Origin of the sequence: Streptomyces sannanensis (genome assembly GCF_039536205.1) — a bacterium.
GTDB classification, from domain to species: Bacteria; Actinomycetota; Actinomycetes; order Streptomycetales; family Streptomycetaceae; genus Streptomyces; species Streptomyces sannanensis.
Genome location: NZ_BAAAYL010000001.1, coordinates 3,973,898 through 3,995,438, shown reverse-complemented (window position 1 = coordinate 3,995,438; position 21,541 = coordinate 3,973,898). Strand labels below are relative to the sequence as shown.

The following is a 21,541-nucleotide window of genomic DNA, read 5'->3' as shown; positions in this document are numbered from 1 at the left end:
AGCCGCCCCATGAGTCTCGACACGCCCTACCGGGCGATCTTCTGCGATCTGCTCACCGACCAGACCCTCGACATCCTGCCCCTGCGGGACGTCCAGTTCGACGACTACATCGGCAAGGCCGGCTCCCTGTCCGGCACCGTCCCCATCCCCGACAAGGCCATCGCCGAGCGGGTCAAGAAGGTCCGCGAGGGCCGCACCGCGGTCTACCTGGAGCGCGGCGGGGACCTGTGGTGGGGCGGCATCGTCTGGACCACCACCCTGCAGTCCAGCGGCCGCGGTGTGCTGACCCTCGGCATCCAGGCGGCCACCTTCGACTCGTACGCGAGCCGTCGCCGCATCCGCACCGAGATCCGCTACGACATCCCGACCGACCAGCTGGATATCGCCCGCCGGCTCTGGCGCGAACTCGACGTCCAGAACTACCCGGGCGCCCCCGCCGGCAAGGAGCCTCCCCGCCTCGGCATCACCTTCGGCGAGGAGACCTCCGACTTCAAGCGCACGGTCGCCTGGCGGCCCGGCGACGAGACCGTCTACCAGGAGGCGATCGACCAGATCGCCGCCCTGGAGAACGGCTTCGAGCACCAGATCCTGGTCTACCGCGACCCGGTCACCGGCGCCCGGATCAAGCAGCTCCGGCTCGGTTCCCCCAAGATCGTCACCGGCGCGACCGACCTGGTCTTCGACCGGCCCGGCGTCATCCTGTCGTACTCCTTCCCGTACGACGCGACCCGCGGCGGCACCACCGCCGTGGCCCGCGGCGCGTCCGTCAACTCCAACGCCGCCGCCGAGTCCCGGCCGCTCGTCTCCACCCAGCAGACCGCCACCGATCTGCTCAAGGACGGCTGGCCGCTGCTCGACCTGTCCTCGGACCACAACGAGGTAGCCGACCCGCTCACACTCGACTCGCTGGCCAACGTGGAGCTCGCCCAGGCCCGCGGCGCCGTCGTGATCCCGGCGATCAGCATCCACCTCGGCGGGATAGTCCCGCCACAGCTCCTGGGCCGCGTCGCCCGCATCCGGATCACCGACGAGTGGTACAGCCAGGGCCTCGACGCCCGCTACCGGATCATCGGCGTCAAGGTCACTCCCCCGGAGCGCGGCCGCCCCGACACCGCCGAGCTCTACCTTGAGGAGGCCTGATGCCCCAGCTGCCCGAGGACATCATCGACCGGCTCACCCAGATGGAACGCCGGATCCAGGCCCTGTCCACCGCCGTCAACACGCGCCCCGCGCTCAACGAGATCAGAGACGGCGCGCTCACCGTGAAGCTGCCCAACGGCACCGCCGCCCTCCAGGTCGGCAAGTGGAACGGTGAGGAGTACGGGTTCGCGGTACGCCGCCAGACCGGCGAGACCGCGCTGTCGCTGTACAACGGCAACGGCTCCGGCACCTCCAAGCAGGTGCTGCGGCTCTACGACGCGTACAACCACGAGATCGTCTCGGACGACGTCAACAGCGGAGGCCTGGCCCGGCCCTGGCTGCAGATGCTGCCGCCGCAGAGCCTGGGCACGCCCCAGTGGGCGCAGACGACGTCCACGACCTGGTCACCGATCTCCCGGTCCGTCAACCCGATCTGGCAACCGAGGATGCGGCTGGCGATCTACACCCGGGTCTCCAGCGGCGCCACCGGCCAGGTGAGGGTGCTCGTCGACGGCACTCCGTGGGGCCCCGTCGTCAACGCGGGCGCGCCCTTCGACCACACCAACCTGATCGTCCCCGACATCACCACCCGCTTCAGCTCCTCCGTGACCGTGGAGATCCAGGCCATGGTCACCAGCGCCTCCGGGACGGTCTCCGCCCAGCCGTACCTGATGCACGGCCTCCAGAGCTGACCCCCGATCCTTCCGAGTCCTTCCGAGGAGAGCAGCATGAACATCGACCCGGCCCAGCCCTGGGGCCTGGCCATCGACTACGCAGGCCGCGCCACCGTCACCGAGGGCGGTCACACCCTCGGTGTGCGGATCTACGACAACACCCTGGGCGGCGCCCTGGAACCGGACTCGCTCACCGGCGAGTTCCCGCCCGTGTACGTCACCGCCCAGATCGGCGAGAGCGGCGAGGCGGGCTCCGTGATCCGCGGCAGCAGCTTCGTCGTCCTCACCCCGCAGGCCGGCCAGCCGGTCGTCCCGGACCCGAACGCCGTGCGCGACGCCGTAGAGGCCGCGCTGGCCGACTTCGAGAACCGCCGCGCCGCCTACGCCGCGCTCTGCGCCACCTGGACCCCGGCCCCGCCGGCGCCGGATCCCGCTCCGTAACAAGAAGTCCGCCCCCGCCCCGCGCCCCCGCCGGCCCGGGGCTTTCGCATGTCTGGAGGACACCACCATGGCCACTCCCCTCACCGCGGACAGGTTCGTCGCCGCGCTCCGGGCCGAGGGCGTCACCGTCGTCGAGCACACCGGCTGGCGCACCCACAACCGCAACCACGCCGGGGCCTGGGGCCCCGTGGCCGGTGTGATGATCCACCACACCGTCTCCAGCGGCACCGACTCCACCGTCGAGCTCTGCCACAACGGCTACGACGGTCTGCCGGGGCCGCTGTGCCACGGCGTCATCGCCAAGGACGGCACCGTCCACCTCGTCGGCAACGGCCGCGCCAACCACGCCGGCGGCGGCGACCCCTCCGTCCTCCAGGCCGTGATCACCGAGGCGTACGGGGACCGGCCGCCCGTCCCGCGCGCACACCAGGGCAGCTCCGGAGCCGTCGACGGCAACGCCCGCTTCTACGGCTTCGAGTGCATCAACCTCGGCAACGGCACCGACCCCTGGCCGGCCGCCCAGCTCGACGCCATCGAGCGGGTGTCGGCGGCGCTCTGCCGGGCCCACGGCTGGGGCGCCAGGTCCGTGATCGGCCACCTGGAGTGGTCCGACTGGAAGAGCGACCCGCGCGGCTTCGGCATGGCCGGCATGCGCGAACGCGTCCAGAAGCGGCTCGGCGCGGCCCCGTCGAAGACCCCCGCCCCGCCCGCGAAGCCGGCCCCGCCGCGCTACCAGCCCTTCCCGGGGACCTCGTTCTTCACGAACGACCCCAGCTCCCCGATCGTCACCGCGATGGGCCGCCGCCTGGTGGCCGAGGGCTGCTCCGCGTACACCGTCGGACCGGGCCCGCGCTGGGGGGAGGCCGACCGGCGCAGCTACGCGAAGTGGCAGCGCAAGCTCGGCTTCAGCGGCTCCGCGGCCGACGGCCGGCCGGGCCGGACCTCCTGGAACGCGCTGAAGGTCCCGTACACCCAGTAAGGAGAGTCCCTGTGTCCGAAGCCGCCAAGCGCACGGCCCGTACAGTCCTCCAGTCCGCTGTCGGCATCGCCGTCGTGCTGCCGGCGATCACCGACGCCGCCGGCCTCCCGGCGACCCTGCCCTGGGTGGCCGGAGCGCTGGCCGTCGCCGGTGCTCTCACCCGGGTGATGGCGATTCCGGCCGTGCAGAACCTGCTGCCCCCGTGGCTGCGCACCTCCCCGGGAGCGGCCGATGGCCGAGTCTGACCAGCCGAACGACCCGGTCACCGTCGCGGTCGAACTGGAGCGGCTGCGCGGCACGCTGGAGGCCGGGTTCGCCCGGGTCGACGGCTCGCTCGCGCTGCTCGTCCAGCGCAGCGACCAGACCGACAAGCAGCTCGCCGACCACGAGTCCCGGCTCGACGCCCTGGAGCGGGCCCGCTGGCCGGTCGCCTCCATCGGCGCGGTGACGGCGAGCGCCGGCCTGATGATCGCCGTCTGGGAGCTGGTCAGGCGGTGACGGCCCGAAAGCGCCGAAGGGCGGTCACCCGCACGGGGTGACCGCCCTTCGGTCAAGCGACTCGCCTACTGGCGGGACGGACTACTGGTTGTACGGACCGTAGTCGTAGTCCTCCAGCGGAACGGCCTGGCCGGAGCCGGTGCCGAACGGCGAGTAGTCGATGTCGTCGTAGCCGACGGCCGAGTACATCGCGGCCTTGGCCTCCTCGGTCGGCTCGACCCGGATGTTGCGGTAACGGTTCAGGCCCGTACCGGCCGGGATGAGCTTACCGATGATGACGTTCTCCTTGAGGCCGATCAGGGAGTCCGACTTGGCGTTGATCGCCGCGTCGGTCAGAACCCTGGTCGTCTCCTGGAAGGACGCCGCCGACAGCCACGACTCGGTGGCGAGCGAGGCCTTGGTGATACCCATCAGCTGCGGACGGCCGGAGGCCGGGTGGCCGCCTTCCTGGACCACACGACGGTTCTCGGTCTCGAACTTCGAGCGCTCCACGAGCTCGCCCGGCAGCAGCTCGGCGTCGCCGGACTCGATGATCGTCACGCGGCGCAGCATCTGCCGGATGATGATCTCGATGTGCTTGTCGTGGATCGACACACCCTGCGAGTTGTAGACCTTCTGGACCTCGCCGACCAGGTGGATCTGGACGGCCCGCTGGCCGAGGATGCGCAGCACGTCGTGCGGGTTCATGGTGCCCACGGTGAGCTTCTGGCCCACCTCGACGTGATCGCCCTCGCCGACCTCGAGACGCGCGCGCTTCGAGATCGGGTACGCCATCTCTTCGCTGCCGTCGTCCGGGGTGACGATGATCTTCTTGGTCTTCTCGGTCTCCTCGATCCGGACGCGGCCGACGGCCTCGGCGATCGGGGCGACACCCTTCGGCGTACGGGCTTCGAAGAGCTCGACGACTCGGGGCAGACCCAGGGTGATGTCGTCACCGGCCACACCACCGGTGTGGAAGGTACGCATCGTCAGCTGGGTACCGGGCTCACCGATGGACTGGGCGGCGATGATGCCGACCGCCTCACCGATGTCGACCAGCTTGCCGGTGGCCAGCGAGCGGCCGTAGCACATGGCGCAGGTGCCGACGGCGGACTCACAGGTCAGGACCGAGCGGGTCTTGACCTCCTCCACGTCGGCCGCGACCAGCTGGCCGATGAGCACGTCACCGAGGTCGACACCGGCCGGGGCCAGCACCTTGCCGTCGACGACGACGTCCTCGGCCAGGCAGCGCGCGTACACGGTCGACTCGACGTCGTCCGCCTTGCGCAGCACGCCGTCGGCGCCCTTCTCGGCGATCCGCAGCTTGAGACCGCGCTCGGTGCCGCAGTCCTCCTCGCGGATGATGACGTCCTGCGAGACGTCCACCAGACGACGGGTGAGGTAACCCGAGTCGGCGGTACGGAGGGCGGTGTCGGCGAGACCCTTACGGGCACCGTGGGTGGAGATGAAGTACTCCAGCACGGAGAGACCCTCACGGAACGACGCCTTGATGGGCCGCGGGATGGTCTCGTTCTTCGCGTTCGACACCAGACCACGCATACCGGCGATCTGCCTCATCTGCATCATGTTTCCTCGGGCACCCGAGTCAACCATCATGAAGATGGGGTTCGTCTTGGGGAAGTTCTCGTTCATGGCCTCGGCAACCTCGTTGGTCGCCTTGGTCCAGATCGCGATGAGTTCCTGCGTGCGCTCGTCCTTGGTGATCAGACCGCGCTCGTACTGCTTCTGGACCTTCTCGTCCTGGGCCTCGTAGCCCGCGACGATGGCCTTCTTGGCCTCCGGGACGACGATGTCCGTGACGGCGACGGTGACGCCGGAACGGGTCGCCCAGTGGAAGCCGGCCGCCTTCAGGTTGTCGAGCGTCGCCGCCACGATGACCTTGGGGTAGCGCTCGGCCAGGTCGTTGACGATCTCGGAGAGCTGCTTCTTGCCCACCGAGTAGTCGACGAACGGGTAGTCCTCGGGCAGCAGCTCGTTGAAGAGCGCGCGGCCCAGGGTCGTCCGCAGCCGGAAGCTGTCACCCTGCTGCCAGGTCGAGCCCGCGAAGGAGTCGCTGTCGGACGCAGCCTCGTCCACCGGCGGGGTCCAGCCACGCGGCGGGACGGTGCCGATCGGGAAGCGGATGTCGACCTTCGCCTGGAGCGAGAGCTCCCGGGCGTCGAACGCCATGATCGCTTCGGCGGTGGAGTTGAAGGCGCGGCCCTCGCCGCGGACCTCGCGCTCCTCCTCGTCCGTGGTCAGGAAGAAGAGGCCGAGCACCATGTCCTGCGTCGGCATGGTGACCGGACGGCCGTCGGCCGGCTTGAGGATGTTGTTCGAGGACAGCATCAGGATGCGTGCCTCGGCCTGCGCCTCCGCGGAGAGCGGCAGGTGGACGGCCATCTGGTCACCGTCGAAGTCCGCGTTGAACGCGGTGCAGACGAGCGGGTGGATCTGGATGGCCTTGCCCTCGACCAGCTGCGGCTCGAAGGCCTGGATGCCGAGGCGGTGCAGGGTGGGTGCACGGTTCAGCAGAACCGGGTGCTCGGCGATGACCTCTTCGAGCACGTCGTACACGACCGTGCGGCCGCGCTCGACCATGCGCTTCGCCGACTTGATGTTCTGCGCGTGGTTCAGGTCGACCAGACGCTTCATCACGAACGGCTTGAAGAGCTCCAGCGCCATGGCCTTGGGCAGACCGCACTGGTGCAGCTTCAGCTGCGGACCGACGACGATCACGGAACGCGCGGAGTAGTCCACACGCTTACCGAGCAGGTTCTGACGGAATCGGCCCTGCTTACCCTTCAGCATGTCGCTGAGGGACTTCAGCGGACGGTTGCCGGGGCCCGTGACCGGGCGGCCACGACGGCCGTTGTCGAAGAGGGCGTCGACCGCCTCCTGGAGCATCCGCTTCTCGTTGTTCACGATGATCTCGGGGGCACCGAGGTCGAGCAGACGCTTCAGTCGGTTGTTGCGGTTGATCACACGGCGGTACAGGTCGTTCAGGTCGGAGGTCGCGAAGCGGCCACCGTCCAGCTGCACCATCGGACGCAGGTCCGGCGGGATCACCGGGACGCAGTCCAGCACCATGCCCTTGGGGCTGTTGCTGGTCTGCAGGAAGGCGGAGACGACCTTGAGGCGCTTGAGCGCACGGGTCTTCTTCTGGCCCTTGCCGGTACGGATGATCTCGCGGAGACGCTCGGCCTCCTCCTCCAGGTCGAAGGACTCCAGGCGCTTCTGCAGCGCCGCGGCACCCATCGAGCCGTCGAAGTACGTGCCGAAGCGGTCACGCAGCTCGCGGTAGAGCAGCTCGTCGCCCTCGAGGTCCTGGACCTTGAGGTTCTTGAAGCGGTTCCACACCTCGTCGAGGCGGTCGACCTCGCGCTGGGCGCGGTCGCGCAGCTGCTTCATCTCACGCTCGGCACCCTCGCGCACCTTGCGGCGCACATCGGCCTTGGCACCCTCGGCCTCGAGCTCGGCCAGGTCGGTCTCGAGCTTCTTGGCCCGGGCCTCGACATCGGCGTCGCGACGGTTCTCGATCTGCTGGCGCTCGACGGAGACATGGGCCTCCAGCGAGGGCAGGTCGCGGGTGCGGCGCTCGTCGTCGACGTACGTGATCATGTACGCCGCGAAGTAGATGACCTTCTCCAGGTCCTTCGGGGCGAGGTCGAGCAGGTAGCCCAGACGCGACGGAACGCCCTTGAAGTACCAGATGTGGGTGACGGGGGCGGCCAGCTCGATGTGGCCCATCCGCTCACGGCGCACCTTGGCGCGCGTGACCTCGACGCCACAGCGCTCACAGATGATGCCCTTGAAGCGGACACGCTTGTACTTGCCGCAGTAGCACTCCCAGTCCCGGGTCGGACCGAAGATCTTCTCGCAGAAGAGTCCGTCCTTTTCCGGCTTCAGGGTGCGGTAGTTGATGGTCTCCGGCTTCTTCACCTCGCCGTGGGACCACTGTCGGATGTCGTCCGCGGTCGCCAGGCCGATCCGCAGCTCGTCGAAGAAGTTGACGTCGAGCACTGTTCGTCAAGCCCTCTTTCGGGGTCGAGTCTCAATCATGGTCTGAGGGGGTCCGGCTGGGGGTCCCCCAGGCCGCGCCGGCGGCACTGGGGGAGGTGGGGGCTCTTCGTGGGAGCCCCCACCAGACCCGTCAGACCTCTTCGACGCTGCTCGGCTCGCGCCGGGACAGGTCGATACCGAGCTCCTCCGCCGCGCGGAAGACGTCCTCGTCGGTGTCGCGCATCTCGATGGACATGCCGTCCGAGGACAGCACCTCCACGTTGAGGCACAGGGACTGCATCTCCTTGATGAGCACCTTGAAGGACTCGGGGATGCCGGGCTCCGGGATGTTCTCGCCCTTGACGATGGCCTCGTAGACCTTCACGCGGCCGGTCACGTCGTCGGACTTGATGGTCAGCAGCTCCTGGAGGGCGTACGCGGCGCCGTAAGCCTCCAGCGCCCACACCTCCATCTCACCGAAGCGCTGGCCACCGAACTGGGCCTTACCACCCAGCGGCTGCTGGGTGATCATCGAGTACGGACCGGTCGACCGGGCGTGCAGCTTGTCGTCGACCAGGTGGTGGAGCTTGAGGATGTACATGTACCCGACCGAGATCGGGTCCGGGAACGGCTCACCGGAGCGGCCGTCGAACAGCCGGGCCTTGCCGGACGGGAGGACCAGACGGTCGCCGTCGCGGTTCGGCAGGGTGTTCTCCAGCAGGCCGGCCAGCTCGTCCTCGCGGGCGCCGTCGAAGACCGGGGTGGCAACGTTCGTCCGCGGCTCGACCTGGTCGGCGCCGATGGTCTGCAGTCGCTTCGCCCACTCCTCGCCGAGGCCGGAGACGTCCCAGCCCTGGCTGGCGAGCCAGCCGAGGTGGATCTCCAGGACCTGTCCCGGGTTCATTCGGGACGGGACACCCAGCGGGTTGAGGATGATGTCGACCGGGGTGCCGTCCTCGAGGAACGGCATGTCCTCGATCGGGAGGATCTTGGAGATGACACCCTTGTTGCCGTGACGGCCGGCGAGCTTGTCACCGTCGGTGATCTTGCGCTTCTGGGCGACGTAGACGCGGACCAGCTGGTTCACGCCCGGAGGAAGCTCGTCGCCCTCCTCGCGGTCGAAGACGCGGACGCCGATGACCTTGCCGGTCTCGCCGTGCGGCACCTTCAGCGAGGTGTCACGGACCTCGCGGGCCTTCTCACCGAAGATCGCGCGGAGCAGGCGCTCCTCCGGGGTCAGCTCGGTCTCACCCTTCGGGGTGACCTTGCCGACCAGGATGTCGCCGGCGACGACCTCGGCACCGATACGGATGATGCCGCGCTCGTCGAGGTCGGCGAGGACCTCCTCGGAGACGTTCGGGATGTCCCGGGTGATCTCCTCGGGGCCGAGCTTGGTGTCACGGGCGTCGACCTCGTGCTCCTCGATGTGGATCGAGGAGAGGACGTCGTCCTGCACGAGGCGCTGCGACAGGATGATCGCGTCCTCGTAGTTGTGACCCTCCCACGGCATGAACGCCACGAGCAGGTTCTTGCCCAGCGCCATCTCACCGTTCTGGGTGGCCGGACCGTCGCCGAGGACCTGGCCCTCGATGACGCGGTCGCCCTCGGAGACGATGACCTTCTGGTTGACCGAGGTGCCCTGGTTCGAGCGGAAGAACTTGGCCACGCGGTACGTGATGTACGTGCCGTCGTCGTTGGCCACGGTGATGTAGTCGGCGGAGACCTCCTGGACCACACCGTCCTTCTCGGCCTTGATGACGTCACCGGCGTCGACAGCGGCGCGGTACTCCATGCCCGTACCGACCAGCGGCGCCTCGGCCGTGATCAGCGGCACGGCCTGACGCATCATGTTCGCGCCCATGAGGGCACGGTTGGCGTCGTCGTGCTCGAGGAACGGGATCATGGCGGTCGCCGCGGACACCATCTGGCGCGGGGAGACGTCCATGTAGTCCACCTCGTCGGAGGCGACGATGTCGACCTCGCCACCACGACGGCGGACCAGCACACGCGCCTCGGCGAAGGTGCTCTCCTCGGTCAGGGGAGCGTTCGCCTGGGCGATGAGGAAGCGGTCCTCCTCGTCGGCGGTGAGGTACTCGACCTCTTCCGTGACGCGGCCGTCGACGACCTTGCGGTACGGCGTCTCGATGAAGCCGAAGACGTTGACCCGGCCGTACGAGGCGAGCGAGCCGATCAGACCGATGTTCGGGCCTTCCGGCGTCTCGATCGGACACATGCGGCCGTAGTGCGAGGGGTGCACGTCACGGACGTCCAGACCCGCCCGCTCACGGGACAGACCACCCGGGCCCAGCGCCGACAGACGGCGCTTGTGGGTGAGACCCGACAGCGGGTTGTTCTGGTCCATGAACTGGGACAGCTGGCTGGTGCCGAAGAACTCCTTGATGGAGGCGACGACCGGCCGGATGTTGATCAGGGTCTGCGGCGTGATCGCCTCGACGTCCTGGGTGGTCATGCGCTCGCGCACGACGCGCTCCATCCGCGCCAGACCCGTGCGGACCTGGTTCTGGATGAGCTCGCCCACGTTGCGCAGGCGGCGGTTGCCGAAGTGGTCGATGTCGTCGGTCTCGACGACGATCGTCTGGCCGTTCTCGGCGACCGTCTCGGTCTCGCCGGCGTGCAGCCTCACCAGGTACTTGATCGTCGCGAGGATGTCCTCGACGGTCAGGACACCGGCGTCGAGCGGCTGGTTGCCACCGAGCTTCTTGTTCACCTTGTAGCGGCCGACCTGCGCGAGGTCGTAGCGCTTCGGGTTGAAGTAGAGGTTCTCGAGCAGCGTCTGCGCGGCCTCACGCGTCGGGGGCTCGCCCGGGCGCAGCTTGCGGTAGATGTCGAGCAGCGCGTCGTCCTGGCCCTGGGTGTGGTCCTTCTCCAGGGTCGTACGCATGGACTCGTACTCGCCGAACTCCTCGAGGATCTGCTCGGTGGTGTAGCCGAGCGCCTTCAGGAGGACGGTGACGGACTGCTTGCGCTTCCGGTCGATGCGGACACCGACGGTGTCACGCTTGTCGATCTCCATCTCCAGCCAGGCACCCCGGGACGGGATGACCTTCGCGGAGTAGATGTCCTTGTCGGACGTCTTGTCGATCGAGGTGTCGAAGTACACACCCGGCGAGCGGACCAGCTGCGACACCACGACACGCTCGGTGCCGTTGATGACGAAGGTGCCCTTGTGCGTCATGAGCGGGAAGTCGCCCATGAAGACCGTCTGGGACTTGATCTCACCGGTCTCGTTGTTGGTGAACTCGGCAGTGACGAACAGCGGCGCGGCGAAGGTGAAGTCGCGCTCCTTGCACTCGTCGATGGAGTTCTTCGGAGGCTCGAAGCGGTGGTCCCGGAAGGTCAGCGACATCGACCCGGAGAAGTCCTCGATCGGGGAGATCTCCTCGAAGATCTCCTCCAGACCCGACTTCGTGGGGACGTCCTGTCCGTTCTCGAGAGCCGTCTCGACGCGAGCCTTCCAAGCGGCATTGCCGAGCAGCCAGTCGAAGCTCTCGGTTTGCAGCGCAAGGAGGTTCGGAACCTCGAGGGGCTCCTTGATCTTTGCAAAAGAGATGCGCAGCGGGGCAGTGCTGGCGCCGTTGTTCGTATTGGCAGTCGAGGCGTTGCGCGAGGCGGCCAAGAGGGGGTCCTTCCGAGGGCTCGGACTCACTACGCGCGTACCGGTCCCAAACCGTGCACGGAGACAGACGTTCCTGATTCGGCTAAACGGCCAGGTCAGGGCGGTTCGGTCGTCGATGCTTCAGCGTGGGCATGCCCCTGGTGACGGGCAGGAGGCAGCTAACAGGCAGCGCAAAGGGTCAGTGTAGCCACATGGCCCACTGATGTCCAGTGCGGGTTATGGAGGACCCTCGTTCTTCTCAACACCTGCGCCAACCCACGCGCGGAAGCGCATATCGATACTGCCCTCTTCGCCGTCGATCCATGCCTCGGATCCCGGATCGTTCGACGACGCGTCCTGAGAATTGCGCGCCTCGTGCGGTTCGTCAAGGGGCGCACGGAGAAGATCACCATACCCGCCGCGACGAACCCAGGACGACACGCGTCCGGGGAACGCCGAAGGGCGACCACCCGGATGGGTGATCGCCCTGGCAGGACTCATGGAGTCCGAAGAGTCAGAGACTCAACAAGGTCACTTGACCTCGACGGCCGCACCGGCAGCCTTGAGGGACTCGGCGGCCTTCTCGGCGGCCTCCTTGTTGACCTTCTCGAGGACCGGCTTCGGGGTGCCGTCGACGAGGTCCTTGGCCTCCTTCAGGCCCAGGGAGGTCAGCTCACGCACGACCTTGATGACCTGGATCTTCTTGTCGCCGGCGCCGGTGAGGATGACGTCGAACTCGTCCTTCTCCTCAGCAGCCTCGGCAGCCGGGGCGCCCGGGCCGGCCATCATGACCGGGGCGGCAGCGGCGGCGGTGACGTCGAACTTCTCCTCGAAAGCCTTCACGAACTCGGAGAGCTCGATGAGGGTCATCTCCTCGAACTGAGCGAGCAGGTCTTCCTGAGAGAGCTTCGCCATGATGGGCGATCCTTCCACTAATTCGGCTGGTGCCGAGATGTATCGAAAGGCGGGCGTAGCGGCCCGCTACGACCCACGCACTAGGCGGCGCGGATCAATGCGCGAGCCGAATTACTCGGCACCGCCCTGCTCGGCGAGCTTGACGCGAAGCGCTTCCGCGGTGCGGACGAACTTCGACGGCAGCGCCTGGAAGAGCGAGGCAGCCTGGGACTGCTTGCCCTTGAACGCGCCGGCCAGCTTGCTGAGCAGAACCTCGCGGGACTCGAGGTCCGCAAGCTTCTTGATCTCATCGGCGGAGAGCGCCTTGCCCTCAAGGACACCGGCCTTGATGATGAGATTCGGGTTGTCCTTGGCGAAGTCACGCAGGCTCTTCGCCGACTCCACCGGGTCTCCGGTGATGAAGGCGACCGCGGTCGGACCAGCGAAGTGCTCGTCCAGTGCGGTGATCCCGGCCTCGTTGGCCGCAATCTTGGTCAGCGTGTTCTTCACCACGGCGTACTGGGCGTTCTCACCGAGCGAACGACGCAGCGTCTTCAGCTGCGCGACGGTGAGACCCCGGTACTCGGTCAGCACAGCGGCGTTCGAGCTGCGGAACTGCTCCGCAATCTCGGCTACCGCGGCAGCCTTGTCGGGCCTTGCCATAGAGCGTCGGCCTCCTTCCGGGTGATGACGACCGCTCGGAAGGGGCTGAACAAAACGAAACGCCCCGAGCGCAGGCGCACGGGGCTCAGCTCGACCGGCTGTGTCCTTCAGAGAAGGGACGTCCGGGAACTCTTCCACAGTCACCTACGCGGGCCGCCCGCAGCTAGCGGATCCTTCGGCCACCGCACATCGAAGGCGCGGCAACAACCAGCGGTCTTTGGCTTCCGTGGAAGCGTACGGGAACGGTCCGCGTCAAGCAAATCGGGCGATCATGCCGTGCCGGCGGTGGCGCCGGCACCGTCCTTCATGCCCTCGCCCAGCTCCTTCATCATCTTGAACAGGTCGACGGTCTCATCGGCGGGCGGAGCCTGGACCGTGGCTGCGGCGCCGTAATCGGAGTAGTGCGCGCTCACCTTCACCGCGCCCTCCGGAGTGTCCATATCGACGTCCATCCGGACGGGATAGCCGTCCTTGTCGACCCAGACCTCGGTGTCGTACGCCTTGATGCCCGACTTCTTCATATCGGCCAGAAGCCGATCACGGTCCTGCTTGCTCAGCGTGTCGAGCGACTTGTTGGACGCCACCATCTCGTCGAGGGTGACCTTGCCCTTGTAGTGCTCGGTCCGCACGCCGTCCTCCGTCACCGGGCCCAGGTGATCCAGGTTCGGCGAGTCGAGCAGCAGGGCGAGCTGCTGGGCCGGGTCCTGGTTCATGTTCTCCAGGCCCTGGGCCATCTGCTGCTGCACGGCCTTGTCTCCGCTCGCCTCGGCCGCGGCGGCCAGATCGAGCTTCATCCAGCGCTTGCCGTCCATATCCTTGGCGCCGGCTGCCCCCATGTCCATGTACATGATGTTGTTCTGCCACACCATGCGCATCTGCTCGGGGCTGCCCGGGGCGGCGCCGAAGGCCCCGCCCTTCATGGTCATGTCCATCACGGTGGGGTCCCACCCCAGGACACCGGTCATCTCCATGTCACCGCCGCCCGGGGCGGAGGCAGGCATGGACATCGTCATCCGGACCTTGGCGGACTTCGCCGCCGCCGTCTTCTGGTAGGCGGCCGTGAGGGCCTGCGTGGCGTCCGCATGACTCTGGTGCTGCGTGGCCGGCTTCGACTCCCCGGCGGCCTTCTTGTCCCCGTCACCGGCCTGACAGCCCACGGCACCGGCCAGCACGGCCACAGCCGCCAGCGATACGCCCACACGCCTGAACATTTCCCACCCCTTGTGTCGATCTATGTACCACTGCACCGTAACGCAGCCCTCTGACAATGAAGACCGAATAAAGCCGGGCCCCGCACCTCGGGAAGAGGTGCGGGGCCCGGCTTCATGCTTGACCGATTCGAGCCGGTCGCGCTCGGCCCGGTCAGACGGCGGCCGGGTCCTCCTCGACGAGGAGGTTGCGGGTGCGGTTCGGGTCGACCGGAATGCCGGGGCCCATCGTGGTGGTGATGGCGGCCTTCTTGATGTACCGGCCCTTCGCGGCGGACGGCTTCAGACGGAGGATCTCCTCCAGCGCGGCGCCGTAGTTCTCCACCAGCTTGGTGTCGTCGAAGGACACCTTGCCGATGATGAAGTGCAGGTTCGAGTGCTTGTCGACGCGGAACTCGATCTTGCCGCCCTTGATGTCGGTGACGGCCTTGGTGACGTCCATCGTCACGGTGCCGGTCTTCGGGTTCGGCATCAGGCCACGGGGACCGAGCACACGGCCGAGGCGGCCGACCTTGCCCATGAGGTCCGGGGTGGCGACGACCGAGTCGAAGTCCAGACGGCCCTTCGCGACCTCGTCGATCAGCTCGTCGGCGCCGACGATGTCGGCGCCCGCGGCACGCGCGGCCTCGGCACGGTCGCCGGTCGCGAAGACCAGGACCCGGGCGGTCTTACCGGTGCCGTGCGGGAGGTTCACGGTGCCACGGACCATCTGGTCGGCCTTGCGCGGGTCGACACCCAGGCGGAAGGCGACCTCGACGGTGCCGTCGAACTTGGTCGCGGAGGTCTCCTTGGCAAGACGGACGGCCTCGAGGGGGGCGTACAGACGCTCCCGGTCGATCTTGGCGTCCGCAGCGCGGAGAGTCTTGCTGCGCTTCACTTCTGCTCCTGATTGTTTCGAGCGTGGAGTCGTGGTCCGGGCCAGCGCCTGGCCCTGCCACTGGAGGTCACAAGGGGGGTTGAGGTCAGCCCTCGACCGTGATGCCCATGGAACGAGCGGTACCGGCGATGATCTTCTCGGCGGCGTCCAGGTCGTTCGCGTTCAGGTCGGGCATCTTGGTGGTGGCGATCTCGCGGACCTGGTCACGCGTAAGCTTCGCGACCTTGGTCTTGTGCGGCTCGCCGGAGCCCTTCTCCACACCCGCGGCCTTGAGGATCATCTTCGCGGCCGGCGGAGTCTTGGTGATGAAGGTGAAGGAGCGGTCCTCGTAGACCGTGATCTCCACCGGGATCACCCAGCCACGCTGCGACTCGGTCGCGGCGTTGTAGGCCTTGCAGAACTCCATGATGTTGACGCCGTGCTGACCCAGCGCGGGGCCGACCGGCGGAGCCGGGTTCGCCGCACCGGCGTTGATCTGGAGCTTGATAAGCCCCGTGACCTTCTTCTTCTTGGGAGGCATTGCTCTCTCCGGGTCCTAGTGAGAGTTTTCCGCCCTCATCCGGATGATCCGGATGGAGGCATACCGCACAACGATAACGGGTACCTACGCGCGGCCAAAAACCGAGCAGGTCAGACAAGCCACTGGGGCTTGTCTGACCTGTCCGGAAGCGTGGGATCAGTTCTTCTGGATCTGGTCGAAGCTCAGCTCGACCGGAGTCTCGCGGCCGAAGATCTCGACGAGGCCCTTGACCTTCTTCGAGTCGGCGTTGATCTCGTTGATCGTGGCCTGGAGCGTGGCGAACGGGCCGTCCGTGACGGTGACCGAGTCGCCCACCTCGAAGTCCAGCACCTGGACCTCGAGCTTGCGGGCCGGCGCCGGCCTGCCCTCGGCCTCGGCGGCCTCGCGGGCGGCCTTGGCCTCGGCCTCCGGGGCGAGCATCTTGACGATCTCGTCCAGGGTCAGCGGGTACGGGTCGTAGGCGTTGCCCACGAAGCCGGTGACGCCGGGCGTGTTGCGGACAACACCCCAGGACTCGTTCGTCAGATCCATACGGACGAGCACATAGCCGGGCAGCTTGTTCTGCTTGACGTTCTTGCGCTCGCCGTTCTTGATCTGGACGATCTCTTCCTCGGGCACCTCGGCCTGGTAGATGAAGTCCTCGACGTTCAGCGAGACGGCACGCTGCTCCAGGTTGGCCTTCACGCGCTTCTCGTAGCCCGCGTAGGTGTGGATCACGTACCACTCGCCGGGCAGACCGCGCAGCTCCTGGCGCAGCGCCTCGACCGGGTCGACGGGAGCGGCGGCCTCGGTCTCCTCGGCAGCCTCGGCAGCCTCGGCGTCCTCTTCGAGGGACTCCTCGGCCTCGAGGTCCTCCACGTCCTGGGCGCCCTCGTCCTCGACGTGGATCGCGGCCTCTTCGGCGGCCTCGCCGGCGGCGGCGTCAGCAGCTTCGGCCTGGTCCTCGTCGGCCGCCTCCACGATGCCGAGCTGGTCCTCGATGGACTCGGCCGACTCGTTGGCGTCGTTCAGGTTCGGGTCAGACACGGTGGCTGCTTCTTCCTGGATACAGATGGGGTGGAACAAATGCGAAAGCGGGCGCCGGAAGAGGCGCCCTTCGCGAGATCAGCCGAAGACGTACTTGACGGCTTCCTGGAAGCCATAGTCAATCACGGTCACGATGCCGATCATGACGACCACGAAGACGATCACCACGGTGGTGTATGTCGACAGCTGGCTGCGCGTCGGCCAGACGACCTTGCGCAGCTCGGCGATGATCTGGCGGTAGAAGGTCGCGAGGCGGCCCAGAGGGCCCTTCTTGCCGCGCTTGCCGCCCTTGCGCGGCTTCTTGGACTCCGCTGCCTCATCCTGGGCATCAGGCATGTCGATGGAGCCCACGGCGTCCGTCACGTCTCTCACCTGATTCCGGGTCGTGGCCGTGCCGCGCCCGGTGGAGCCGCACGGCGGTGCATTGAAGTACGTACATGCGATGCGCACACATCCTGGCGAAAGGAGTGTGTAGCAGGGCCGGAGGGACTTGAACCCCCAACCGCCGGTTTTGGAGACCGGTGCTCTACCAATTGAGCTACGACCCTTTGTGGTGTCCCCCAACCTACCGCATCCGACCGAGTGCTCGGAGTGCACAAGGCAGACTTGCTGGTGAGGGCCAACGACAGGTGAGTGTACGTGGTCTTGGGCCACTCGTCGAACAGATAGCTCCGGAAGCTTCCCCGACCCGGTCCGGAAGCCCGTCCGGAACCGTCTTGTCCGCTTGGCGAAACCTGTGTGCCGATGCCGTTTGCGGTCTGGGACCATGGCCGCATGAGCGCTGCAACTCCTCCCACCGAGCGCCGGGTCTCCGCCCGTATCGGCGCGATCTCCGAGTCCGCGACCCTCGCTGTCGACGCCAAGGCCAAGGCCCTCAAGGCCGCCGGGCGTCCGGTGATCGGCTTCGGCGCCGGCGAGCCCGACTTCCCGACTCCCGGCTACATCGTCGACGCCGCGATCGAGGCCTGCAAGAACCCGAAGTACCACCGCTACACCCCGGCCGGCGGCCTGCCCGAGCTGAAGGAGGCGATCGCGGCCAAGACGCTGCGCGACTCCGGCTACGAGGTCGACGCCTCGCAGATCCTGGTCACCAACGGCGGCAAGCAGGCCATCTACGAGGCCTTCGCCGCGATCCTCGACCCGGGCGACGAGGTCATCGTCCCCGCGCCCTACTGGACCACCTACCCCGAGTCGATCCGGCTCGCGGGCGGTGTCCCGGTCGAGGTCGTCGCCGACGAGACCACCGGCTACCGGGTCTCGGTGGAGCAGCTGGAGGCGGCGCGCACGGAGCGCACGAAGGTGCTGCTCTTCGTCTCCCCGTCCAACCCCACCGGCGCCGTCTACCCCCGTGAGCAGGTCGAGGAGATCGGCCGCTGGGCCGCCGAGCACGGCCTGTGGGTGCTGACGGACGAGATCTACGAGCACCTGGTCTACGGCGACGCCGAGTTCTCGTCGCTCCCGGTCGTCGTGCCGGAGCTGCGCGACAAGTGCATCGTCGTCAACGGTGTCGCCAAGACGTACGCGATGACCGGCTGGCGTGTCGGGTGGGTCATCGGCCCGAAGGACATCGTCAAGGCCGCGACCAACCTCCAGTCGCACGCCACGTCCAACGTGTCGAACGTCGCCCAGGTCGCGGCCATCGCCGCCGTCTCCGGTGACCTGTCGGCCGTGGACGAGATGAAGGTCGCCTTCGACCGCCGCCGTCGCACGATCGTCCGGATGCTCAACGAGATCGACGGCGTGCTGTGCCCGGAGCCGGAGGGCGCCTTCTACGCGTACCCGTCCGTCAAGGGCCTGCTCGGCAAGGAGATCCGCGGCAAGCGCCCGGCCACCTCGGTCGAACTCGCCGCGCTGATCCTGGACGAGGCCGAGGTCGCGGTCGTCCCGGGCGAGGCCTTCGGCACGCCGGGCTACCTGCGGCTGTCCTACGCCCTGGGCGACGAGGACCTGGTCGAGGGCGTCTCGCGGATCCAGAAGCTGCTGGCCGAAGCCCGCGGCTGACTTTTGCGGCTGAACCTCCCCCGGCTGTCCCTGAGGGTGCCCCCAGGGGTGCCGCCAGCCGCTCTCGCGGACGTGGTTGCTCGCCGCGGGGGTCACTCAATTGATGGTTGCGGTTCTTTTGGGCGCCCGGAGCTTTCCGGGCGCCCGCTCGTTTCTGCGTTCGGACAAGAACCCGATCGGGGAAAGGGGGTGCCGGACCACGGACGCATGCGGCAAGATCCATGAATGCTGGCCTTTTCAGGGGAGCACCCCCCGAACCCCCCGGACGTACGAGATCTGCGGCTGCTGCCCAAGGCTCATCTTCATCTGCACTTCACCGGCTCGATGCGGCCCGCGACCCTGCTCGAGCTTGCCGACAAGTACGGCGTCCATCTGCCCGACGCACTGACCGGCGGGGAGCCCCCGAAACTGCGGGCCACCGATGAGCGCGGCTGGTTCCGCTTCCAGCGGCTGTACGACATGGCGCGTTCCTGCCTGCGCGAACCCGAGGACATCCAGCGGCTGGTGCGCGAGGCCGCCGAGGAGGACCTCCGGGACGGCTCCGGATGGCTGGAGATCCAGGTCGACCCCACCTCGTACGCACCCCGGCTAGGCGGTCTGATCCCGGCCCTGGAGATCATCCTGGACGCCGTGGAGACCGCCTCGCGGGACACCGGCCTCGGCATGCGCGTGCTGGTCGCCGCGAACCGTATGAAGCACCCGCTGGACGCCCGTACGCTCGCCCGGCTCGCGGTCCGGTACGCCGACCACGGAGTCGTCGGTTTCGGGCTCTCCAACGACGAGCGCCGGGGCCTGGCGCGTGACTTCGACCGTGCCTTCGCGATCGCCCGGGAGGGCGGGCTGCTCGCCGCGCCGCACGGCGGCGAGCTGGCCGGCCCGGCGAGTGTCCGGGACTGCCTGGACGACCTGCACGCCTCGCGCGTCGGCCACGGCGTGCGCGCGGCCGAGGACCCCCGGCTGCTGCGGAAGCTGGCCGAGCGGGGAGTGACCTGCGAGGTGTGCCCGGCCTCGAACGTGGCCCTGGGCGTCTACGGGACGCCCGAGGAGGTGCCCCTGCGCACCCTGTGGGACGCGGGCGTCCCGATGGCGCTCGGCGCGGACGACCCGCTGCTCTTCGGGTCCCGGCTGGCGGCGCAGTACGAGATCGCCCGGCACCACCACGGCTTCACCGACGCCGAGCTCGCCGAACTGGCGCGTCAGTCGGTGCGCGCCGCGGCGGCGCCTGCGGGTGTGCAGGCCAAGCTGCTGGCGGGCGTGGACGACTGGCTGGCCGGCTGACGCCGGCCGTCGGCGGTCAGTGGAGCAGCGAGCGTTTCAGTCGTTCGAAGGCGGTCGCGAACGCCTTCGGGCTGTGGAGGAGCCCGCCGTACTCCTTGGGGACGCGCTTGCCGTTGACCTCCATGGTGGGTCTCCCCGGTGCCCCTCCTCCTCGTACGCCTCCTGCGGCGCACACGACGCGGCCGGCCCCCTGGAAGACCGATGAAGATCTTGCTCCGGCCGCCTGACTCGCCCCGGATTGCCAGTAAATGTCAATCGCCATGAACCGGTGCAAGCCGGGCGCGATTCCAAGATCTTCAGGACACGCCTAGGAGCAGTCGTAGCCCCGGCCGTTCACGGCGTAATAGGTGATCTTCCGGGGCTCTTCCCCCGGAAAGGCCGGCATCTCGAGGACAGCCCTGTCCCGGGACACCTGGGTCATGTGCGCCGGGACGGGTAGGTCGTTCACCCACTCCACCAGCGAACCGGGGGCGAAACGTCCCGGGACCTTCCACAGGCGCCCGCCGAACACGGCGTAGCGCATGCCGCAGTCCTTGGTCATGTCGTACACGTACCTGACGCCGATGCGCGGGTGCGCAGGACCGGGTACGGCGGCCGGGGCATCGGAGTGCCTCCGCTTCGGCTCCTGGGAGACACAGGACGGCACGTCGCCGGAGAGTGGGTGGAAGGTCAGCGGGGGCAGGGCGGGCGAGTCGGTCTCGAACGTGGCCGTGTCCACCTCCGCCCGGGTCCGGTACCCCTCCGTCCAGCGCATGTACCCGTGCACGCGGTCCCCGATCAAGCTCGGCATGTGCTGCGGCCCGTCCGTGCTGCGCTCCCACACCCGGCCGTCGAAGACCGCGTACTGCATGCCGCAGACGGCGGACAGGTCGTAGCGGTAGCGCACGCCTGTCGCGGGCTTCACGGGCCCGGTGTCCAGCGGTTCGCCCGGCTTGGACGGTGGCTGCGGCGTGTACGGCCCGTGGAACGGCAGCGGGCGTGGCAACTTCGACTTGACGGCCAGCGGAGGGGGTTTCAGCGCCGGTTCCGTCTGCCACCACACACCGAGCACCGATCCCCCGGCGAACAGCAGCGTGGCTCCTCCGACGGCCAGCGACCGCCGGAGACGGCGTGTGCGGCGGCCACGTGCCACCAGGGTGTCCACGGGGGGCGGGCCCCCTGCCGGTTCCGACTCCGCCAGTTCCTGGAGTCCCCGCCGCAGCAGCTCCTCATCGCTCATCGCGCAGCCCTTCCCGCGTAACCGGCGAGCACGCCCGTGGCGCGCAGCCGCTCCAAGGCCCTGTTGGTCCGGCTCTTGACCGTCCCGGGCGAACAGCCGAGCAGTTCGGCCGTCTCTTCCACCGACAGGTCCTCGTAGAAGCGGAGCACCACGACCGCGCGCTGGGCCCGGGGGAGGGTGGTGAGCGCGCGGGCCAGTTCCAGCCGCGCCTCGGCGCCGCCCGCCATGTCCCGGCCGTCGGCCTCGGCGGCGTGGTCCGAGTGCGCGATCTCGGCGTGCCAGCGGCGCCGGCGCCAGGTCGCGTAGAGGTTGACGACCACTTTGCGGGCGTACGCCTGCGGTGACGCCCACGCGGCGGACCGGCTCCAGTGCAGGTAGACCTTGACCAGGGCGGCCTGGACCAGGTCCTCGGCAGCGTGACTGTCCCCTGTCAGCAGGCGGGCGGTGCGCAGCAGTGAGGCGTACGTCGCTTGTGTGAACGCCGTGAAGTCGGCTTCACCTGCGGCCCCCGTCCCCACGGGTGCTC

General features: G+C 68.2%; 19 protein-coding genes and 1 tRNA gene. 8 read left to right on the top strand and 12 right to left on the bottom strand.

Going from position 1 to position 21,541, the window contains the following annotated elements:
- The first annotated feature begins 9 nt into the window (after positions 1–9).
- From ABD858_RS18900 to ABD858_RS18875, 6 genes are all read left to right on the top strand, one after another.
- Positions 10–1,140 carry a hypothetical protein gene (locus ABD858_RS18900; RefSeq protein ID WP_345039022.1) on the top strand — a complete coding sequence of 377 codons (1,131 nt, stop codon included), beginning with the start codon at positions 10–12 and terminating at the stop codon, positions 1,138–1,140.
- On the top strand, positions 1,140–1,832 hold the full coding sequence (locus ABD858_RS18895) for a hypothetical protein (protein ID WP_345039020.1): 693 nt from the start codon (positions 1,140–1,142) through the stop codon (positions 1,830–1,832). The genes ABD858_RS18900 and ABD858_RS18895 overlap by 1 nt, the downstream gene beginning before the upstream one ends.
- A gap of 36 nt (positions 1,833–1,868) precedes the next feature.
- Positions 1,869–2,255, top strand: a complete 387-nt coding sequence (locus ABD858_RS18890) for an ATP-binding protein (protein ID WP_345039018.1) — start codon at positions 1,869–1,871, stop codon at positions 2,253–2,255.
- 67 nt (positions 2,256–2,322) lie between these two features.
- Complete coding sequence (locus ABD858_RS18885; protein ID WP_345039016.1) at positions 2,323–3,234, top strand: peptidoglycan-binding protein; 912 nt, start codon at positions 2,323–2,325, stop codon at positions 3,232–3,234.
- Positions 3,235–3,245: 11 nt separating this feature from the next.
- Positions 3,246–3,479 (top strand): hypothetical protein, encoded by a 234-nt coding sequence (locus ABD858_RS18880; RefSeq protein WP_345039014.1) that lies wholly within the window; start codon positions 3,246–3,248, stop codon positions 3,477–3,479.
- Complete coding sequence (locus tag ABD858_RS18875) at positions 3,466–3,732, top strand: hypothetical protein (RefSeq protein ID WP_345039012.1); 267 nt, start codon at positions 3,466–3,468, stop codon at positions 3,730–3,732. The genes ABD858_RS18880 and ABD858_RS18875 overlap by 14 nt, the downstream gene beginning before the upstream one ends.
- A gap of 81 nt (positions 3,733–3,813) precedes the next feature.
- On the opposite strand, the gene ABD858_RS18870 is transcribed toward ABD858_RS18875, so the two are convergent.
- From ABD858_RS18870 to ABD858_RS18825, 10 genes are all read right to left on the bottom strand, one after another.
- Positions 3,814–7,734 carry a DNA-directed RNA polymerase subunit beta' gene (locus ABD858_RS18870; protein WP_345039010.1) on the bottom strand — a complete coding sequence of 1,307 codons (3,921 nt, stop codon included), beginning with the start codon at positions 7,732–7,734 and terminating at the stop codon, positions 3,814–3,816.
- 130 nt (positions 7,735–7,864) lie between these two features.
- Entirely contained in the window at positions 7,865–11,350 is a 3,486-nt protein-coding gene (gene rpoB, locus ABD858_RS18865) for a DNA-directed RNA polymerase subunit beta (RefSeq protein ID WP_345039007.1), read from the bottom strand.
- 510 nt (positions 11,351–11,860) lie between these two features.
- Positions 11,861–12,244 carry a 50S ribosomal protein L7/L12 gene (gene rplL / locus ABD858_RS18860; protein ID WP_345039006.1) on the bottom strand — a complete coding sequence of 128 codons (384 nt, stop codon included), beginning with the start codon at positions 12,242–12,244 and terminating at the stop codon, positions 11,861–11,863.
- Positions 12,245–12,355: 111 nt separating this feature from the next.
- Positions 12,356–12,886 carry a 50S ribosomal protein L10 gene (gene rplJ / locus ABD858_RS18855; RefSeq protein WP_345039004.1) on the bottom strand — a complete coding sequence of 177 codons (531 nt, stop codon included), beginning with the start codon at positions 12,884–12,886 and terminating at the stop codon, positions 12,356–12,358.
- A 269-nt stretch (positions 12,887–13,155) separates the two neighbouring features.
- Complete coding sequence (locus tag ABD858_RS18850; RefSeq protein WP_345039002.1) at positions 13,156–14,097, bottom strand: SCO4651 family lipoprotein; 942 nt, start codon at positions 14,095–14,097, stop codon at positions 13,156–13,158.
- 151 nt (positions 14,098–14,248) lie between these two features.
- On the bottom strand, positions 14,249–14,971 hold the full coding sequence (rplA, locus tag ABD858_RS18845; protein WP_345038999.1) for a 50S ribosomal protein L1: 723 nt from the start codon (positions 14,969–14,971) through the stop codon (positions 14,249–14,251).
- 85 nt (positions 14,972–15,056) lie between these two features.
- The gene (gene rplK, locus ABD858_RS18840; RefSeq protein ID WP_345038997.1) at positions 15,057–15,491 is read right to left on the bottom strand and encodes a 50S ribosomal protein L11; all 435 of its coding nucleotides are present in this window, start codon (positions 15,489–15,491) and stop codon (positions 15,057–15,059) included.
- Between the two features lie 156 nt (positions 15,492–15,647).
- Complete coding sequence (nusG, locus tag ABD858_RS18835) at positions 15,648–16,517, bottom strand: transcription termination/antitermination protein NusG (protein ID WP_345038995.1); 870 nt, start codon at positions 16,515–16,517, stop codon at positions 15,648–15,650.
- Positions 16,518–16,595: 78 nt separating this feature from the next.
- Positions 16,596–16,880, bottom strand: a complete 285-nt coding sequence (gene secE / locus ABD858_RS18830; RefSeq protein ID WP_345038993.1) for a preprotein translocase subunit SecE — start codon at positions 16,878–16,880, stop codon at positions 16,596–16,598.
- Between the two features lie 112 nt (positions 16,881–16,992).
- Positions 16,993–17,065, bottom strand: a tRNA-Trp gene (locus ABD858_RS18825).
- Between the two features lie 226 nt (positions 17,066–17,291).
- Between ABD858_RS18825 and ABD858_RS18820 the strand changes: the two genes are divergently transcribed.
- Together ABD858_RS18820 and ABD858_RS18815 are read left to right on the top strand one after the other, a co-directional pair.
- Positions 17,292–18,518, top strand: a complete 1,227-nt coding sequence (locus ABD858_RS18820) for a pyridoxal phosphate-dependent aminotransferase (protein WP_345038990.1) — start codon at positions 17,292–17,294, stop codon at positions 18,516–18,518.
- Between the two features lie 225 nt (positions 18,519–18,743).
- Entirely contained in the window at positions 18,744–19,796 is a 1,053-nt protein-coding gene (locus tag ABD858_RS18815; protein WP_345038988.1) for an adenosine deaminase, read from the top strand.
- A gap of 307 nt (positions 19,797–20,103) precedes the next feature.
- Here the strand turns inward: ABD858_RS18815 and ABD858_RS18810 are convergent, their stop codons facing one another.
- Both ABD858_RS18810 and ABD858_RS18805 read right to left on the bottom strand, forming a co-directional pair.
- Positions 20,104–21,015: a hypothetical protein gene (locus ABD858_RS18810; protein ID WP_345038985.1), complete on the bottom strand. Its 912-nt coding sequence runs from the start codon at positions 21,013–21,015 to the stop codon at positions 20,104–20,106.
- A complete protein-coding gene (locus ABD858_RS18805) occupies positions 21,012–21,533 on the bottom strand; it encodes a SigE family RNA polymerase sigma factor (RefSeq protein WP_345038983.1) in 522 nt (173 codons plus the stop codon). Before ABD858_RS18805 ends, ABD858_RS18810 begins: the two co-directional genes overlap by 4 nt.
- Between the last annotated feature and the right edge of the window lie 8 nt (positions 21,534–21,541).

Bases quoted from the DNA above. Each gene is read 5' to 3' on its own strand.
- ABD858_RS18900 (WP_345039022.1), top strand. From the start codon at position 10: ATGAGTCTCGACACGCCCTACCGGGCGATCTTCTGCGATCTGCTCACC.
- ABD858_RS18895 (WP_345039020.1), top strand. From the start codon at position 1,140: ATGCCCCAGCTGCCCGAGGACATCATCGACCGGCTCACCCAGATGGAA.
- ABD858_RS18890 (WP_345039018.1), top strand. From the start codon at position 1,869: ATGAACATCGACCCGGCCCAGCCCTGGGGCCTGGCCATCGACTACGCA.
- ABD858_RS18885 (WP_345039016.1), top strand. From the start codon at position 2,323: ATGGCCACTCCCCTCACCGCGGACAGGTTCGTCGCCGCGCTCCGGGCC.
- ABD858_RS18875 (WP_345039012.1), top strand. From the start codon at position 3,466: ATGGCCGAGTCTGACCAGCCGAACGACCCGGTCACCGTCGCGGTCGAA.
- rplL (WP_345039006.1), bottom strand. From the start codon at position 12,244: ATGGCGAAGCTCTCTCAGGAAGACCTGCTCGCTCAGTTCGAGGAGATG.
- rplJ (WP_345039004.1), bottom strand. From the start codon at position 12,886: ATGGCAAGGCCCGACAAGGCTGCCGCGGTAGCCGAGATTGCGGAGCAG.
- ABD858_RS18850 (WP_345039002.1), bottom strand. From the start codon at position 14,097: ATGTTCAGGCGTGTGGGCGTATCGCTGGCGGCTGTGGCCGTGCTGGCC.
- rplK (WP_345038997.1), bottom strand. From the start codon at position 15,491: ATGCCTCCCAAGAAGAAGAAGGTCACGGGGCTTATCAAGCTCCAGATC.
- ABD858_RS18820 (WP_345038990.1), top strand. From the start codon at position 17,292: ATGAGCGCTGCAACTCCTCCCACCGAGCGCCGGGTCTCCGCCCGTATC.
- ABD858_RS18815 (WP_345038988.1), top strand. From the start codon at position 18,744: ATGCTGGCCTTTTCAGGGGAGCACCCCCCGAACCCCCCGGACGTACGA.
- ABD858_RS18810 (WP_345038985.1), bottom strand. From the start codon at position 21,015: ATGAGCGATGAGGAGCTGCTGCGGCGGGGACTCCAGGAACTGGCGGAG.